This is a genomic window from Sneathia sanguinegens (assembly GCF_001517935.1).
In the GTDB taxonomy this organism is placed as follows: domain Bacteria; phylum Fusobacteriota; class Fusobacteriia; order Fusobacteriales; family Leptotrichiaceae; genus Sneathia; species Sneathia sanguinegens.
Genome location: NZ_LOQF01000009.1, coordinates 1 through 14466, shown reverse-complemented (window position 1 = coordinate 14466; position 14466 = coordinate 1). Strand labels below are relative to the sequence as shown.

24 protein-coding genes are annotated in these 14466 nt (G+C 25.6%); 6 read left to right on the top strand and 18 right to left on the bottom strand.

Features of this window, described 5'->3' with window-relative positions:
- Window positions 1–129: 129 nt before the first annotated feature.
- Window positions 130–378: a YadA-like family protein gene (locus AWT65_RS06400; RefSeq protein ID WP_083497829.1), complete on the bottom strand. Its 249-nt coding sequence runs from the start codon at window positions 376–378 to the stop codon at window positions 130–132.
- 577 nt (window positions 379–955) lie between these two features.
- Between AWT65_RS06400 and AWT65_RS04665 the strand changes: the two genes are divergently transcribed.
- The 5 genes from AWT65_RS04665 to AWT65_RS06505 all read left to right on the top strand — a co-directional run bounded on the left by AWT65_RS04665 (window position 956) and on the right by AWT65_RS06505 (window position 2584).
- Window positions 956–1339: a hypothetical protein gene (locus AWT65_RS04665; RefSeq protein WP_066729846.1), complete on the top strand. Its 384-nt coding sequence runs from the start codon at window positions 956–958 to the stop codon at window positions 1337–1339.
- Window positions 1324–1575 carry a hypothetical protein gene (locus AWT65_RS04660; RefSeq protein ID WP_066729843.1) on the top strand — a complete coding sequence of 84 codons (252 nt, stop codon included), beginning with the start codon at window positions 1324–1326 and terminating at the stop codon, window positions 1573–1575. Before AWT65_RS04665 ends, AWT65_RS04660 begins: the two co-directional genes overlap by 16 nt.
- A complete protein-coding gene (locus AWT65_RS06510; RefSeq protein WP_157055059.1) occupies window positions 1565–1702 on the top strand; it encodes a hypothetical protein in 138 nt (45 codons plus the stop codon). The genes AWT65_RS04660 and AWT65_RS06510 overlap by 11 nt, the downstream gene beginning before the upstream one ends.
- A 117-nt stretch (window positions 1703–1819) precedes the next feature.
- The gene (locus AWT65_RS04655) at window positions 1820–2071 is read left to right on the top strand and encodes a hypothetical protein (protein ID WP_066729840.1); all 252 of its coding nucleotides are present in this window, start codon (window positions 1820–1822) and stop codon (window positions 2069–2071) included.
- Window positions 2072–2437: 366 nt separating this feature from the next.
- Window positions 2438–2584, top strand: a complete 147-nt coding sequence (locus AWT65_RS06505; RefSeq protein ID WP_157055058.1) for a DUF2513 domain-containing protein — start codon at window positions 2438–2440, stop codon at window positions 2582–2584.
- 39 nt (window positions 2585–2623) lie between these two features.
- Here the strand turns inward: AWT65_RS06505 and AWT65_RS04650 are convergent, their stop codons facing one another.
- The 17 genes from AWT65_RS04650 to AWT65_RS04580 all read right to left on the bottom strand — a co-directional run bounded on the left by AWT65_RS04650 (window position 2624) and on the right by AWT65_RS04580 (window position 14094).
- Window positions 2624–2818, bottom strand: a complete 195-nt coding sequence (locus AWT65_RS04650) for a hypothetical protein (RefSeq protein ID WP_066729838.1) — start codon at window positions 2816–2818, stop codon at window positions 2624–2626.
- Window position 2819: 1 nt separating this feature from the next.
- Entirely contained in the window at window positions 2820–2918 is a 99-nt protein-coding gene (locus tag AWT65_RS06880; RefSeq protein WP_083497835.1) for a polymorphic toxin type 50 domain-containing protein, read from the bottom strand.
- Entirely contained in the window at window positions 2914–3111 is a 198-nt protein-coding gene (locus AWT65_RS04645) for a hypothetical protein (RefSeq protein ID WP_066729836.1), read from the bottom strand. Before AWT65_RS04645 ends, AWT65_RS06880 begins: the two co-directional genes overlap by 5 nt.
- Before the next feature lie 15 nt (window positions 3112–3126).
- Window positions 3127–3357: a polymorphic toxin type 50 domain-containing protein gene (locus tag AWT65_RS04640; protein WP_066729834.1), complete on the bottom strand. Its 231-nt coding sequence runs from the start codon at window positions 3355–3357 to the stop codon at window positions 3127–3129.
- Between the two features lie 91 nt (window positions 3358–3448).
- A complete protein-coding gene (locus tag AWT65_RS04635) occupies window positions 3449–3658 on the bottom strand; it encodes a hypothetical protein (protein WP_046328580.1) in 210 nt (69 codons plus the stop codon).
- A 14-nt stretch (window positions 3659–3672) separates the two neighbouring features.
- Window positions 3673–3903, bottom strand: coding sequence for a polymorphic toxin type 50 domain-containing protein (locus AWT65_RS04630; protein WP_066729834.1), 231 nt, complete (start codon window positions 3901–3903; stop codon window positions 3673–3675).
- 234 nt (window positions 3904–4137) lie between these two features.
- Window positions 4138–4335: a hypothetical protein gene (locus tag AWT65_RS04625; RefSeq protein WP_066729832.1), complete on the bottom strand. Its 198-nt coding sequence runs from the start codon at window positions 4333–4335 to the stop codon at window positions 4138–4140.
- 11 nt (window positions 4336–4346) lie between these two features.
- A complete protein-coding gene (locus AWT65_RS06390) occupies window positions 4347–4442 on the bottom strand; it encodes a polymorphic toxin type 50 domain-containing protein (RefSeq protein ID WP_083497828.1) in 96 nt (31 codons plus the stop codon).
- 28 nt (window positions 4443–4470) lie between these two features.
- Window positions 4471–4695, bottom strand: a complete 225-nt coding sequence (locus AWT65_RS04620; protein WP_066729830.1) for a hypothetical protein — start codon at window positions 4693–4695, stop codon at window positions 4471–4473.
- Window positions 4696–5159: 464 nt separating this feature from the next.
- Window positions 5160–6044, bottom strand: a complete 885-nt coding sequence (gene era / locus AWT65_RS04615; protein ID WP_066729828.1) for a GTPase Era — start codon at window positions 6042–6044, stop codon at window positions 5160–5162.
- A gap of 8 nt (window positions 6045–6052) precedes the next feature.
- A complete protein-coding gene (locus tag AWT65_RS04610; RefSeq protein WP_308545147.1) occupies window positions 6053–8059 on the bottom strand; it encodes a transglycosylase domain-containing protein in 2007 nt (668 codons plus the stop codon).
- Window positions 8025–9092, bottom strand: a complete 1068-nt coding sequence (gene rlmN / locus AWT65_RS06635; RefSeq protein WP_066729824.1) for a dual-specificity RNA methyltransferase RlmN — start codon at window positions 9090–9092, stop codon at window positions 8025–8027. Before rlmN ends, AWT65_RS04610 begins: the two co-directional genes overlap by 35 nt.
- 8 nt (window positions 9093–9100) lie before the next feature.
- The gene (rph, locus tag AWT65_RS06630) at window positions 9101–9796 is read right to left on the bottom strand and encodes a ribonuclease PH (protein WP_066729822.1); all 696 of its coding nucleotides are present in this window, start codon (window positions 9794–9796) and stop codon (window positions 9101–9103) included.
- 80 nt (window positions 9797–9876) lie between these two features.
- Window positions 9877–10239, bottom strand: coding sequence for a hypothetical protein (locus AWT65_RS04595; RefSeq protein ID WP_066729821.1), 363 nt, complete (start codon window positions 10237–10239; stop codon window positions 9877–9879).
- Window positions 10240–10252: 13 nt separating this feature from the next.
- Window positions 10253–11404 carry a DUF819 family protein gene (locus AWT65_RS04590; protein WP_066729820.1) on the bottom strand — a complete coding sequence of 384 codons (1152 nt, stop codon included), beginning with the start codon at window positions 11402–11404 and terminating at the stop codon, window positions 10253–10255.
- A gap of 102 nt (window positions 11405–11506) precedes the next feature.
- A complete protein-coding gene (locus AWT65_RS04585; RefSeq protein WP_066729819.1) occupies window positions 11507–12847 on the bottom strand; it encodes a glycogen synthase in 1341 nt (446 codons plus the stop codon).
- Window positions 12844–14094 carry a glucose-1-phosphate adenylyltransferase gene (locus AWT65_RS04580; protein ID WP_066729818.1) on the bottom strand — a complete coding sequence of 417 codons (1251 nt, stop codon included), beginning with the start codon at window positions 14092–14094 and terminating at the stop codon, window positions 12844–12846. Before AWT65_RS04580 ends, AWT65_RS04585 begins: the two co-directional genes overlap by 4 nt.
- A 92-nt stretch (window positions 14095–14186) precedes the next feature.
- Here AWT65_RS04580 and AWT65_RS04575 point away from each other — a divergent pair.
- A partial coding sequence (locus AWT65_RS04575; RefSeq protein WP_157055056.1) for a hypothetical protein occupies window positions 14187–14466 on the top strand: 280 nt, incomplete at its 3' end.

Sequence of the window (14466 nt, the reverse complement as noted above, 5' to 3'; positions counted from 1 at the left end):
ATTTTATTGTAAAAGAATAAATAAAATTTTCACATATAACGAAAAAAATACACCCATAAATAAGTTTTTTCTTAAGAATTTTAAAAAAAAATAATTGAAATCACTTAATGGGTGTATATAGTCTATCAGCTATTTATTCTGTAATTGTTTAACTAAATTTTCTAATTTTTCTATTCTATCAAGTAATTCTTTATTAGATTGATTCTTCTTACCTAGATTAACACCAACTCCTGCACCAAATGCAATATTGCATTTAGTATTAACTGCACCAGATAGCTTGTAACTCAATCTATCATTATCAATATGCCCACTAATACCTAAAGCAAATGAATGAGAACCAGAATAAGTACCATATGAAGCAAAATATTTCGATCGTATTCACTTGATACTGTAAATAAATTAGCCATAGCAACACCATCACCTGTATTACCGATACGCTTTAGTTATCTATCAATGTAATTTTTACGATTTATTAGATGAACTAAATGTTCTGTATCACATGCAAATTTAAGATAATCTCTATTTTCTTTTTGATTTTTTAAATATACATTCTTCATTTTGCAATTAAAAAAATTTAGCTTATTGCTATTTTCTTCATGATATACTCTTTTTTCTTATTCAAATAATATTTGACTCTTTTTTTTTTAAAAAATAGACTTTAATAAAAAATGAGGTGTCCCAAAAAAAGTTGTGAGTTATCATTAGATATGGGATCACCCCCACTCATGCGGGTAAAACAGAATAATAACAAATAGGGATAATCTTAGAAGAGATCACCCCCCGCTCATGCGGGTAAAACTTATTCAAACTGGGCAGAAAAGTATGCAAAAAAATCCACGAACAATTAAAAGGTCATGAGCAGTATCAAAGATATAAGAAAGTTTTAGGAGACAAAGTACCTAATTTATTTGAAAATTTTGTAGATATGAAGTATAACAATAGTAAAGAATATTAAGTGTTGAAAACTATATATAAAGCAACAAAGTCTTACTCATTTTATAAAAAATATCTAAATAAAAGAATGCCTGAAACAATAGATAATTTGATGTCTATGATGAAAAATAGTAATCAGTATGACGAATTTAAAAGAGAATATAACACAATTAAGAAAATCAAAAGAAGTAAATGGAATAATAAATTTAAAAGAAAAACCATAAAAACTTATGATGATTTTAGAAAAAAAGGAATAGAAATATCTAGCCACGAAGTTTCTAGAATAGTTCAAAGAATCCAAGATAAAAAAATTACTCCTGATGAAATAGTTAATACTTATAATAAATTTAGAGTTGTTACAAATGAAAAAGATACGGAAAGGGATGGAACATGGAAAAAGAAATAACAACAAATGAATATATAGAAAAAGTAAAAGGGCATTTAATAAAACCACCTAAAAATACAAAAGATTATTTTGAATTTTATAATTGGTTAGAAGATAATGAGCCTATTGAATATGCAAAAGTAACTGATGAAATTTTTGAATTATCAACAGAGGCAGAACCTTGGACAGATATTGAGAACTTTATAATTTTAGATAAAAAATTAAAAAATATATTAGAAAGATATAATGAAAAATAGTAATCAGTATGACTCGTTTAAAAGGGAATATGAAACTATAAAGACAATTAAACGGAAAGATTGGAATAAAAAATATAAGAAAGAAATTATAGAAATTTATAACAAGCCCATTAATTATATTGAATAGGTATTATGATTTAGTAAGGATTATTACTAACGAAGAAAATATAGAAATACTTATGGTAATTAAAGATGATAAAGATAGAAATCAGGGAATGATTAGAAGAGGAAGGTGGAAGAAAAAATGAAATTTATAGATTATATAAATAAAATAAAAAAACATTTATCTAATCCAAATAAAACATGCGACGAATATTTTAAGTTTTATATGGAGATAGATTCAAATTATCCATCAAAAAATTTAAGTTATGATGAAGAATATTTTGTAGATGATATTAGAGAAGTAACGGAATATACAGAATATTGGAATAAAACTAAACATTTTAAAAAATTAGATGAAGAGTTAAGAAAAGTATTAGCTAAATACGGCTATTAAATTATATGAAGCAAAATCAATAGAGATATTAGATTAAGAGCAACTGTAAAAGGTTGCTTTTTTTGTTAGTTAAATAAATTTATTTTAGGATCACCCCCACTCATGAAGGTAAAACCAGTATTTCCATTTACAGATAAAAAATTAAAAAATAAATTAATGCAATTAGAAAATTTATTAAAAAGAAACAGTTGACTTTATAAAAAAAAGAAGTAAAATTGTAGTGGTACAAAGATAGAGAATTGTGTTGCTATCACCCTTGCGAAAGCATGAATGGAAATGCGGGTACAACACAACCGCTGTACTAGATAAATTGCAATTTTAAGCACTCATTAAGGGTGCTTTTTTTAGTTAATTAAGGAGAAATAAATGATATTAGATAAAGACTTAATAAGGCAAATATTATTATATGTCGAAGAAAATGGAAACGACAAAATGCCAGTATATAACATTGAAATTGACGGATATACAGACGAAGAAATTAAATACCAGGATCACCCCAGCTCATGCGGGTAAAACTTCTTAATTCTTTTTTTATGTCTGACATATTGACTCCTAGTCTAGTATTTCTATTTTTTCTATTTCTGATTGCCCTATCATAAAAATTTCAACGTCTAGACTATTTTCTTCTTCTTCGCTTTCAGCTTCAAAATACTCAAATGCTAATAGATTTTTATAATAATTTCCATTTGTTAATGTTAAATTTATATGATGTCCCTCAGCATTTATCATTTCTTCTATTGTAATCATATTAATTTTCCTTTCTAGGCACTATATGTATTCCTGTTTTAGAATAATGTATTGAGTATTTTTTAGTTTCATATATTTCAGTTTTATTTTTACTCCTAATCTAATATTTCTATTGATTTTATATTATCTACTTTAATTTCTAAACCACATAGACCTAAATCAAATTTTGCTAACCAAGTTTCATAATAATTCTCATCATAATATACTTCAACTAATTTAATACTTTGATATTCATGGTATGATTTTACATTCATAGTTTTACCTATATTTTTTAATAATTCATCTTTTAACATATATCTCTCCTTTTTTTAATATACAGGATACACATGATATCCTTTCTTAGAATATGTTGTTCTAGTCTTTTTAGTGTCATAATACATTAATTTTATTCTATCCCAAGTTTCTCCTATATCACTATTGTGAGAATAATTTTCAATATATTCATAAGAATTTTTATTTTCTTTAACAATTATTTCACCTTTTCCCCTTATTTTCTTTTGCAACTCCCTAATTTTATCTTTATATTCATTATCAGTCATTTTATCACTATTTTTAAAATATGATTTATGGATCACCCCCGCTCATGCAGTTAAAACTTCTTAATTTTTTTTATGTCTGACATATTTACTCCTAATCTAATATCTCTATTGATTCTATATCATCTACTTCAATTTCTAAACCACATGTGCCTAAATCAAATCTTGCTAACCATGTTTCATAATAATCCTCATCATAATATACTTTAACTAATTTAAGGTTTTTATATTCATATTTTGCTTTTATTTTGGTATTTACATTCATAGTTTTACCTATATTTTTTAATAATTCATCTTTTAACATATATCTCTCCTTTTTTAATATACAGGATACACATGATATCCTTTCTTAGAATATGTTGTTCTAGTCTTTTTAGTGTCATAATACATTAATTTTATTCTATCCCAAGTTTCTCCTATATCACTATTGTGAGAATAATTTTCAATATATTCATAAGAATTTTTATTTTCTTTAACAATTATTTCACCTTTTCCCCTTATTTTCTTTTGCAACTCCCTAATTTTATCTTTATATTCATTATCAGTCATTTTATCACTATCTTTAAAATATGATTTATGGATTACCCCCGCTCATGCGGTTAAAACTTCTTAATTCTTTTTTTATGTCTGACATATTTACCCCTAATCTAATATCTCTATTGATTCTATATCATCTACTTCAATTTCTAAACCACCTGTTCTTAAATCAAATTTTGCTAACCAAGTTTCATAATAACTCTCCTCCAATACTTATATCATAATACGAACTTCCAATAAAAAAACTTAGTCATTTAATATTTCTATGTCTTTTATCTCACTTTCATTTATTAAATATACTCCTATTTCAAGCATATTCTCTTCTTCTTCATCTTGAGACCAATGGAACATATCACAATAAACATTTTCCAAAATATTACCATCGTTGAAATATATATTTATATATTTTTTTTCTGATAATTTCATTTTTTCTAAAATTTTCATTTTATATCTCCTTATTTTTGAGGTACTATATGAACTCCAGTTCTAGAATAATGTATTAAGAATTTTTTAGTTTCATATATTTCAATTTTAGGATCACCCCCGCTCATGCGGGTAAAACCACATCATACAGTTGCTCTATTTTTTATTTCTATAATATATATCATCATACACCTTTTGTACTAATGCACTTTCTTTAGTTGAATTTTGATTTCTATCAAATAAAGATATAATAACATCATCTAGTTCAAATTGAAATTCTACATATTCATCCCATGACACCTCTTTATCAATATAATTATCTGCATTTTCCATATATTTTCTTATTATTTGTTTTTCTTCTTCTGTTATTAATATTTTCATACATAATCTCCTATCTATTGTATGGATTAACTTGTATTAAATTCCCTGTATCTGGATTAATTGATACACTTACTTTATCATTAAATAATTTTTTACTTTTTTGTCCATTTTTATCTATTCTTAAGGTTCCAACTTTACCATTTAATAATACATCATATATATCATCTAAATTAACACCATTTCTTTTTTGCTATATACTCCCTATTATTCTTAATATAAAATGTGTTGAGGATCACCCCCCACTCATGTGGGTAAAACTTTTGCATTTAATTCCTTAAAAATTTTTTTAATACCATTTAATCTAAATCATTGTAAGCTATTTTTTTTATTTTACCACTTTTAAATATTAAAATCTATAAAATTTTATAACTGAATCAAATATTTTATATTCCACTTTTTAACTTTTTTGACATAAAAAAACTGACCTCCTGCGGTCAGTTCAAAATATTCTTGGTACTATTTCTTTATTGTAGTTTATAACCTAATTCTTCTAAAAACTTTTTATTTTTTCTCCACTTCTTTTTAACTTTAACCCAAATATTTAGATTAACTTTTAGACCTATTAAATTTTCTATTTCTTTTCTAGATCTTATTCCAATTTCCTTTATTAACTTACCATTTTCACCAATTATTATACCTTTTTGTGATGGTCTTTCAACATAAATATTGACATCATAATGTCTAATATTTGGCTTTGTAAGTACATTTATTATCTCTACTCCAACACTATGTGGAATTTCATCTCTTGTTAGATGTAATATTTTTTCCCTTATAACTTCCACAACTATTTTATTAACTGGCATATCCGTATAATAGTCTTCTGGATAAAACCAAACATCTGATGAAAGATACTTTGAACATATATCATAAATTTTATGTATACCTATAGAATACTGTGCCGAAATTGTTAAAATATCAACAAATTCTCCCAAATTTTCTTTTATTTCAACTTTTTTTTCTTCCAACTCTTCGTCTGTTAAATTATCAGCTTTATTTATTAATATGATGCAAGGCTTATTAACCTTTTTAATATTTTCATTAACAAATTTATCACCAGACCCTATTTTTTTAGTCCCATCAATTAAAAAAAGTATTAAATCTGCCTCATTTAATGTATTTAACGCAACAGTTGTCATATATTCACCCAAAAGATGTTGTGGCTTATGAATCCCAGGTGTATCAAAGAAAATATATTGATTTTCTCCTAAATTTGATATACCTCTTATTTGATCTCTTGTTGTACCTGCTTTATCTGATATAATAGCTAATTTTTCATCAATTAACTTATTCATAAGTGTTGATTTACCAACATTTGGTCTACCAACAATAGCAATAAACCCTGCTTTCATAATTTCTCCTAATATTGAAAAATATTTACACTTTCAGATTCCAATGGTGCTGTTCCTGCTTTAAATAATGCCGGTTCTGCATTGACTCCATCAACATCTAACATACCATTAAGAACATCTATTGTATACTGCTCTAGACTACCATTCATTAGTCCATCTAAAATGTAGTCAAAATTTGTATTATTATAATTTGGTAAATTTACAACTGCTTGCATATAGTTCTTCCAAATTGGTATAGCAGCTGATGAACCAGACATACCTTTACCCATAGTCTTATTATCATCATTTCCCACATAAACTACAGTAGCTAATGTAGGAGTATAACCTGTAAACCAAGCTGAAACATAATCACTTGTTGTTCCTGTTTTACCTGCCATTGGAATTAATTTACCATTTTTAAATAATTTTGCTGATTGACCTGTACCTTTTTCTATAACTTTTTGTAGCATATATGTCATTAATGCAACATCTTCAGTATTATATATTTGCTTTTTATTAACATCTGCTTCATATATAACTTCACCATAACGATTTTCTATTTTATAAATAAATTGAGGCTCTACTTTATAACCACCATTTGACAAAGCAGCATAAAATCTTGCCATATCTAATGGTGTTGTAGTAATTGAACCTAATGCTAAAGTTAAATCATTAGGAAAATGTGTTGAAGTTACACCAGCATCCAACCATATTTTTTTAGCTGCATCTATTCCAGCTAAGTCTAAAACTTTGACTGAGGCTACATTGTTTGATACTTGCAAAGCTTTCAACATTGTTAAATTTGATCTATATTTCCAATCATAATTTTTAGGAGTCCAACTTCCAAAGGTAGTAGGTGAATCTTCTAAAACTGTGTTCATCGGTATTCCTTTTTGAAGAGCAGCAAGATATGCAACTGGTTTAAATGATGAACCAGGTTGTCTTTTTGCATACAAAGCCCTATTAAAATCTCCCTTAACATAATTTTTACCTCCAACCATAGCTTTAACAAAACCATTGGTTGAATCTATTGAAATTAATGCTCCTTGTAATTCAGCCCTTCTTTTAAGATTAGAATTTGTTTCAAATGCTTTATATGCTGCTTTTTGCATATTAATATCAATAGTAGAATATATTTTATATCCATTAAATAATAATTTAATATCATCATCTTCTATATGTAATATCTTCTTCATTTCATCCAACACTACTGTTGTAACTTCTGGTGATACATTTGAATTAGATATTTCTTGTGTTTCACTTCTTTTTTCCATTTCTTTTGGGGTTATAAAATTAATTTTTTCTTTTAAAGCCTTATCATATTGTTCTTTTGTTATAAACCCTGCTGAATACATAGAACTTAAAACTAATTTTTGTCTTTCTAAAGCATTTTCAATTTTTGAATACTTAGATGGTGATTTTGGTATACTTGCTAAAATTGCAGCTTGTGCAATTGTTAAATCTTTTGGTAAAACTCCAAAATATTTTAATGACCCATTTTTGATTCCATAAGCTCCCCTACCAAAATTTATAGTATTTAAATAATACTCCAATATTTCATCTTTTGTATAAATTCTTTCCATTTCTATTGCTAAAATTGCTTCAGTAAGTTTTCTTTTAAAAGTTCTTTCTGAACTTAAAAAAGCATTTTTTACTAATTGTTGAGTTATTGTACTTCCACCTTGTCTACCAGTTTTAGTAACATTTAAAAATAATGCCTTCAATGATCTTACTACATCTATTCCATGATGTTTTCTAAATCTTTTATCTTCAACTGCTATAAAAGCATTTTGTACTACTTTAGGTACTTCATTAATAGAAATGGGATCACGATTTTCAATTGCTAATACATCAATTTGTTTACCATTTATATCATAAATAACTGATGGCTTTAAAGGTTCGTAATTTTCAAGCATTTCTGTAGGATATTGTCTTTTTACTTCAAATATAGTATATGCTAAAAAAATAAATAAAAATGCAAAGATTCCTAAAAATATATATTTAAATATTTTTGACATATTTGCCATTGTTTTCATTCTCCTTTTTTATTTTTAATTGCCCACATGCTGCAGCAATATCTTGACCTTTAGTATCTCTTAAAGTTACATTAATATTATAATTTTTCAATGAATTATAAAATTTAAGTTGTGCTTCTTTACTTGGTCTAACATATGGTTTACCAACGACCCTATTATATGGAATTAAATTAACATGTGCATTAAAATTCTTAACAAAATCTATCAAAGCCTTAGTAGATTTTTTATCTATATTCAAGTCATCAATTAAAATATACTCAAATGTTATTCTATTATTTGTTTTTTCTTGATAAAATTTTAGTGCTTCTTTTAAATCTTGTAAATTATATCTTTTATTGATAGGCATTATAGAGTCTCTTATTTCTTGTATAGCTGAGTGCAATGAAATTGCCAAATGAATTTGTTTTTCATCAATAGCTAATTGCTTTATTTTATCAATTAAGCCTGAAGTAGAAATTGTGAAATTTCTTTTTGAAATATTTTGACCTTTTGCATTATTTAAAATATTTATTGATAAAATTACTGAAGAATAATTTAAAAAAGGCTCTCCCATACCCATATAAACTACATTTGAAATTTTTTGATTTCTTTTATTCAATTCCTTTTGTATAAGATAAAATTGTAAGATTATCTCTGATGCTTTTAAATTCTTTTCAAATTTCATAGTTCCAGTAGCACAAAAATCACACATTAAAGGACAACCTATTTGTGATGAAACACATAGTGTCTTTCTATTATTGTGACTTAATAGTACACTTTCTAATAAGTATTTATTTTCTAATTTAAATAAATATTTTTCACTTTGTTTATCTTTTGAAACTATAGTATGTATCTTAACCATATCTGGAATATAGAATATTGTTTTTAATAATTCTCTTGTTTCCTTTTTTATATTATTAAATTCATCAAAAGAAAAAATTAATTTTTTATGTAAAAAATCATATATTTGCCCTGCAACATAAGTGGGTATATTATTTTCACTCAATATTTGTTTTATTTCATCAATACTAAGTATTAGTATATCTTTTTTCATTATATCTCCTACAATAAGAATAAGTCTTGAAAGGCTATCTTACTTAAATCCAAGAATTTTAATAATTCACCATAATTAAATGTACTATTTTCACCAGTTCCTTGAATTTCAATAAATTCATTTTTATCATTCATTATTATATTCATATCTACATCTGCTACACAGTCTTCCGAGTAATCTAAATCTAGTAATAACTCTCCGTGTACTTTTCCTACACTAATTGCTGCGACTTTTGAAATTATTGGATTTTCTAATAAGGTATTATTTTTTAATAGCTTTGTTATTGCTAATTCCATAGCCAAATACCCCCCAGTAATTGAAGCCGTTCTTGTTCCTCCATCTGCTTGTATAACATCACAGTCTATTGTAATAGTTCTTTCTCCTAATTTTTTCAAATCAATAGCTGCTCTTAATGCTCTACCAATTAATCTTTGTATTTCCACAGATCTTCCATTTTGTCTTCCAACTTGTATTTCTCTTCTATTTCTAGTATTAGTTGCTCTTGGTAACATTGCATACTCTGCTGTAACCCAACCTTGTCCCTTACCTTTTAAAAAATTAGGAACTTTGTCTTCTACTGTAGCATTACAAATTACTTTTGTATCACCTATTTCAATTAATACTGAACCTTCTGCATGAATTGTAAAATTATTTGTAATTTTTATTTTTCTAATTTCATTATTTTTTCTATTATTTGCTCTCATTATTTTATATCCTTTTCTTGTTTGTCTTAATTATATCATAATATAAAGCATTTTATCAATAAAGCTAAAATTCACTATTTTTACAATAATAAAATATATGGGAAAGCTGAAATAAACAAATATATAGCTACTAAGAATTTATGTAGAAATATTAAATTATCATCTATACCTTTATATAACAATAGTAAAATACTTACTATAAGTAAAAATATCAAATTAGGATATGGCCAATTTTTTTGATAATATGTTAAAAAAAATGGTTGCAAACTAGCTAATTTATTTGTAAATATTGATATTAAAATACTTATTAATTCAATAAACAATGTAAAAATACATAAGGAATTTATTTCTTTCGCCTTATTAAAAAAACCAAATAACAATATAATTGCAAGACATAATTTTAAATATATTAAAACAATTGAAAAATATTCAATAATTATCATTATCTTACTCCTATCAAATTAAATGGTATCCTAAATATAATCCTATATAATTACCTATTACATAACCTAAAGTCCCCACTAGCATAATAGGTGCTATATATTTCTTCCAGCCTTTAGACATTGCCATTGCTACCGCTGTAGTTGGTCCCCCTATATTAGCATTTGATACTAATATTGCTTCTTCTAATGTAAATTTAAATATTTTGGCAAATATTAATGTTACTATCATATTTATGACTACTATAATAAAGCAAAATACTAATAATAGTGGTGAATTTTTAATAATTGAACTTATTGAAGCTGGTATTCCTATAACAACAAAGAAAATATATATTAAAAATGTTCCAATTTCTTGTGTACCAGATATTTTTGAAAAATATTTAGAAAAAATTGTAGAAAATAAAACACTAATTGTAGTTAACAACAAATACTTATTTCCTAAAAATAAAGCAAGATCTCCCTTAAAATTACCTAAAATACACTTAGATAATTTAAAAGAAATTGTAACTATTATTGCTGTTATTGCAAAAGAAATAGCTAAATCTTTCAAACCTAGCAAAGATTTTGTATTTTCTGAATTCAAATCAATTTCAATATTATCTTGATACTCTCTTTTAAAATTTTTCTTAAAAAATTTTAAATTTGGTATTGTAATTAATGTCAAGAAATATAAAACCATAAGTAAATTATCACTTACAATAGTTGCTGAAATTAATTTTGGATTTATTTTAAAACTTGTTGAAACTGCAACAAAGTTAACTCCTCCACCTATATATGAAGCCGACATAGCTCCAGCTATATGATTTAATTCTGGAATATATTTATGAAGTAAACTATATGCAATAAAAGTTCCTATTATAGTCCCAACTGAACTTAATAAAAATATTATTATAAGTCTTTGACTTTGCTTATAAATTTGTACCAAATCACACTTAAATAATAGTAAAGGTATTGATAAAGGTACTATATATTCCCAAACTATATCATATACTTGGGATTCTGTAGGTATTAAGCCAAAATTTGACAATGCCAATGCAAAAACTAAAGCAATTATTGCTCCACTAATTTTTGATGCTATAGTATATGTTCTCTCCAAATATATACTTACAGCTGTTATAAATAAAAGTATAGCCCATATTGTCCATGTATCAGTTCCACTAATCATTTATCTCTTCCTTCCAAATTTAAACTATACTAATTTTAACATATTTTAAAATAAAAAACTATGATAAAAATACAGCAAACTAAAATAGTTTACTGCATTTTTTTAACAGAGTTTTATATACAAAGCTTCATATTCCTTTGCAGCCTTATTCCAAGAATGATCTGTATTTATGCAATTATTTATCAATATTTCCCAATTCTTTTTTTGAGTATAATAAACACTTTGTGCATATCTAATTACATGTAACATATCGTCTGCATTATAATTTGTAAAGCCAAAACCATTACCTTTTTGAGTAATATAATTAAATGGTTGTACTGTATCTTTTAAGCCTCCAATTTCTCTAACCAAAGGTATAGTTCCATATCTCATTGCTATCATTTGTGTTAATCCACAAGGTTCATATCTTGAAGGTACTAATAATAAGTCTGAACCTGCATACATTAATTTTGATAAAGCCTCATTATATTCCTTTGTAAATTTGCATTTATTAGGATATTTAATTGAAAGATATTCAAAAAAATCTTCATATTCTTTTGCACCTCTACCTAGTATCAAGAAAATCACCTTATCATTTTCCAACAAATCTTCTACTCTAGCAATAATTAAATCTATTCCTTTTCCTTCAACAAGTCTTGATATTAAACTAATAACCATAAATTCTTCATTTTTAATTCCAAACTTTGTAAGTAATTCTTTCTTTTTCTTCTTTTTATATTCAAAAATATCCTTATATATTGGCTTGTAATAATTATAGTCTATACCATTCAAAATACCACTTATTTCTTTAGAATTTATAATATTTTCTAAGCCTTCAGCAAAATATGGATAATGTATTTCCTTTGAATAAGTTGGACTAACTGTATTTACAATATCTGAATATTTGATGCCTACTTCCATAAAATTCAAGTCATATTTATAGTCATAGCCCAAAGTAGCTACAGAATAATTGTTAAATTTACCCTGATACATTAAATTATGTATTGTATAAATTACTTTAATATTTAAAAAATTATATCTTTTTTTTAAAAAATATGGAAATAAACCTGTTTGCCAATCATTACAATGTACTACATCAACTTTCATCTTAGATTTAACTAAAAATTTAAGAATAACCTCATTGTAATTAGCATATTGAACATCTTCATCTAAATCACCATAGAGATGATTTCTTTCATATAATCTTCTATTTTCAATAAAATAATAATCAATGCCTTCCCTTATTAAAGAATAAATATTATATTCTTCATTTAAAAGCTCAATTTTATCTACATATTTAATATCTTCCAGATATTTTTTAGGAATTAAATCATATTTAGGTAAAAAAATTATAGCTTTATGACCTAACTCTACCATTTTTTTTGGAAGTGAATACATTACATCAGCTAAGCCTCCTGTCTTAACAAAAGGTGCCGCTTCTGAACACAAATATAATATTTTCATTTTATCGTTTCTCCACTTTCTATTTTAGAATTATTTTCAATTTGTTTATTAGAAAATATTCTAATATTTCGTCCGATAATAGAGTTATCTCCTACTTTTATATTTTTTCCTAATACACTTAACCCACTATATAGTAAATCTGGTCTTTCATGATTTGCTATACTTATATCGCCATGTCCTATCAGACAATATTTTCCTATTTTAACATGTTTATCTATTATAACTGAATCTAAATGCGAATTTTCAGATATATAGGTATCTTCAAATATGATAGAATTTGTAACAGTTGACCCTGCTCGAATTGTAACTTCTGGTCCTATAACAGAATTTTCAACTCTTCCTTCTATCTTACAACCATCACAAACTAAAGAATTTATTATACTACCTGTTAAACCAACTCTAACTGGTGCACAATTTTTACTTCTAGTATAAATTTTCCAATTTTCATCATATAAATCTATACCTACTTCTTCAGATTTTTTTATTAAATCAAGATTTGCTTCATGATATGAATCATATGTTCCTACATCCATCCAATAACCTTTAAATCTATGGATGAAAATTTTTTCCTTATTTTCTAGCATTTCAGGTATAACATCATGACCAAAGTCTAAGTCTTCTTTATCTGACTTTTTCAAATATCTTATTAAATCTTCAGTATTAAATATATATATACCCATAGATGCAAATGTACTCTTAGGTTCTAAAGGTTTTTCTTCAAATGAAATAATTTCATCTTTATCATTTACTTCTAATATTCCAAAACGAGATGCTATTTCAATTGGAACATCTTGAGCAGCTATTGTTAAGCTAGCTCCATTTTTCTTATGTGTTTCCAAAATTTTAGAATAATTCATTTTATATATATGATCCCCAGATAAAATCAAAATATATTTAGGATTTTTTCTTTCAATAAATTCAATATTCTTTCTTATTGCATCAGCAGTCCCATTGTACCATGTTCTACTTCCATCAGCAATTTCAAAAGGTTGTAATAAAGTAATCGGTGAATCTCTTCTATCTAAATCCCAAGGTTTTCCAACTCCAATATGTTCATTCAAAGATAATGGTAAATATTGTGTTAGTAAGGCGACATTGTACATACCTGAATTACTACAATTACTCAAAGCAAAATCGATTATTCTAAATTTTCCAGCAAAAGGAACACTAGGTTTCACTCTGTTCTCTGATAAAATGTCCAATCTTGACCCACGACCTCCAGCTAATATCATCACTAGAATTTCCATACTTCTCAACTCCTATATTAACTTATCATTATAGTTTACCATATATTTATTTTTTGTCTATATATGTTATAATATTAACGAGGTGGTTTATTATGAAATTAAAACATGAAGAACATTTAGATCATTGTCCTTGTTGTTCAACTGGAGATTATTCTGAACTTTTTTCAAAGAAAAAGTCCGATAAAAGAACTGACTTATACATGGGATTTGCCTATTTCTTTTTTCTTATTTTTTCAACATTTAACTTTTATTTAGCCTTATTTATGTCATTTATTTCTATTATTACTATGCTTTATTTTATTATAAAAAAAGAAAAAAATTTATTTTTTAGAAGTATATTCTTACTATTATTTTGTGTATTAGGTATTATTT

Bases quoted from the DNA above. Each gene is read 5' to 3' on its own strand.
- AWT65_RS04660 (WP_066729843.1), top strand. From the start codon at position 1,324: ATGGAAAAAGAAATAACAACAAATGAATATATAGAAAAAGTAAAAGGG.
- AWT65_RS06510 (WP_157055059.1), top strand. From the start codon at position 1,565: ATGAAAAATAGTAATCAGTATGACTCGTTTAAAAGGGAATATGAAACT.
- AWT65_RS04655 (WP_066729840.1), top strand. From the start codon at position 1,820: ATGAAATTTATAGATTATATAAATAAAATAAAAAAACATTTATCTAAT.
- AWT65_RS06505 (WP_157055058.1), top strand. From the start codon at position 2,438: ATGATATTAGATAAAGACTTAATAAGGCAAATATTATTATATGTCGAA.
- AWT65_RS04650 (WP_066729838.1), bottom strand. From the start codon at position 2,818: ATGATTACAATAGAAGAAATGATAAATGCTGAGGGACATCATATAAAT.
- AWT65_RS04645 (WP_066729836.1), bottom strand. From the start codon at position 3,111: ATGTTAAAAGATGAATTATTAAAAAATATAGGTAAAACTATGAATGTA.
- AWT65_RS04640 (WP_066729834.1), bottom strand. From the start codon at position 3,357: ATGACTGATAATGAATATAAAGATAAAATTAGGGAGTTGCAAAAGAAA.
- AWT65_RS04635 (WP_046328580.1), bottom strand. From the start codon at position 3,658: ATGTTAAAAGATGAATTATTAAAAAATATAGGTAAAACTATGAATGTA.
- AWT65_RS04630 (WP_066729834.1), bottom strand. From the start codon at position 3,903: ATGACTGATAATGAATATAAAGATAAAATTAGGGAGTTGCAAAAGAAA.
- AWT65_RS04625 (WP_066729832.1), bottom strand. From the start codon at position 4,335: ATGAAAATTTTAGAAAAAATGAAATTATCAGAAAAAAAATATATAAAT.
- AWT65_RS06390 (WP_083497828.1), bottom strand. From the start codon at position 4,442: ATGAGCGGGGGTGATCCTAAAATTGAAATATATGAAACTAAAAAATTC.
- AWT65_RS04620 (WP_066729830.1), bottom strand. From the start codon at position 4,695: ATGAAAATATTAATAACAGAAGAAGAAAAACAAATAATAAGAAAATAT.
- era (WP_066729828.1), bottom strand. From the start codon at position 6,044: ATGAAAGCAGGGTTTATTGCTATTGTTGGTAGACCAAATGTTGGTAAA.
- AWT65_RS04610 (WP_308545147.1), bottom strand. From the start codon at position 8,059: ATGAAAACAATGGCAAATATGTCAAAAATATTTAAATATATATTTTTA.
- rlmN (WP_066729824.1), bottom strand. From the start codon at position 9,092: ATGAAAAAAGATATACTAATACTTAGTATTGATGAAATAAAACAAATA.
- rph (WP_066729822.1), bottom strand. From the start codon at position 9,796: ATGAGAGCAAATAATAGAAAAAATAATGAAATTAGAAAAATAAAAATT.
- AWT65_RS04595 (WP_066729821.1), bottom strand. From the start codon at position 10,239: ATGATAATTATTGAATATTTTTCAATTGTTTTAATATATTTAAAATTA.
- AWT65_RS04590 (WP_066729820.1), bottom strand. From the start codon at position 11,404: ATGATTAGTGGAACTGATACATGGACAATATGGGCTATACTTTTATTT.
- AWT65_RS04585 (WP_066729819.1), bottom strand. From the start codon at position 12,847: ATGAAAATATTATATTTGTGTTCAGAAGCGGCACCTTTTGTTAAGACA.
- AWT65_RS04580 (WP_066729818.1), bottom strand. From the start codon at position 14,094: ATGGAAATTCTAGTGATGATATTAGCTGGAGGTCGTGGGTCAAGATTG.